Annotated in this window: 2 protein-coding genes; both read right to left on the reverse strand. The window is 35.8% G+C overall.

From position 1 onward, the window contains the following. Positions 1-578 (reverse strand): V0D/AC39 family V-type ATPase subunit (locus ACRCJ0_RS15525; RefSeq protein WP_431391090.1); only part of this gene is annotated, 578 nt, incomplete at its 3' end. Then, positions 565-894 carry a hypothetical protein gene (locus tag ACRCJ0_RS15530; RefSeq protein WP_419971432.1) on the reverse strand — a complete coding sequence of 110 codons (330 nt, stop codon included), beginning with the start codon at positions 892-894 and terminating at the stop codon, positions 565-567. The genes ACRCJ0_RS15530 and ACRCJ0_RS15525, both read right to left, overlap by 14 nt. Positions 895-977: the final 83 nt, after the last annotated feature.

Consider the following 977-nt stretch of genomic DNA (forward strand, 5'->3'; position numbering starts at 1 on the left):
CCTTGCCAAATTTGTTGAATGACAAATTGGTCAAAGGCAATTTCGAATTCATAGCGCTCGTAGTCATTTTGACTAAATAAGTTACTATATTGTTGGAAAAAAGGTCCGTAAATGGTGTCAGCAAGTGCATCCACAACTGTTTTTACATCAGTTGCCATAATCAAATCTGTCGTTTTGAATCCGCGATTATCATCGAGATAATGGGTGACTGGACTCATGATGACGGTTGTTTCACCACGATTTACGACGGTTCTTAAGGTATGTTTGATAAACCAAGCCTCAAAAAACATTGCATATCGTTTAAGGAAAGCGCGTTGTTGCAAAGAGGCAAATCGATATATCTTTAAAAATTCAAAGAAATTGCCGTAATTAAGCATCAACTCAATATCTTCTCGCGAAGAGACATCAGTTTTTAGAACGTCTGCTGCCTTTTTGTAAGAAGTATTTTCGGTGATTAATGCGTACAATTCATTTAATGTACGAATATTCCCATGAGCCTCGATTTTCTCACTGGTCAGTAAATGCTTTCGCATACCATGAATTTTTGTGTCTATAGCAGTATAGTTATCCAATTTCATCGACTCCAAGCTTTGTTACTTTTTCCATGAACTCGTCTACATAAAGACCGTGTTCATTGTCAAGAATATCTTGAATGCGTTGCATTTTACGGGAAAATTTGGCAGTAAGATTATGAGAAGTTTCATAGTCCTCAGAACTAAACGATTCTCTTGTTGCTTCGATTTTTTTAGCATAAGCATCATCAGCCGCTTGTAAAAAATCACGTTTCTTATCGTCAAATGATCTTTTAATGCTCATTTTTTGATCTTGAACCGTATTCTCCGCATCTTTAGCCGTATTTTCAATTTGATATAAACGATTTACGATGTCATCCATTGCAGTTCCCTCCCTTTTTGTAGTGCCAATTTAGCGGCCTAACTTAAAGTATATCATTTCAGAAAATTTTCAAAATTAAAACG

Source organism: Aerococcus sp. L_32 (assembly GCF_050689315.1).

Bases quoted from the DNA above. Each gene is read 5' to 3' on its own strand.
- ACRCJ0_RS15530 (WP_419971432.1), bottom strand. From the start codon at position 894: ATGGATGACATCGTAAATCGTTTATATCAAATTGAAAATACGGCTAAA.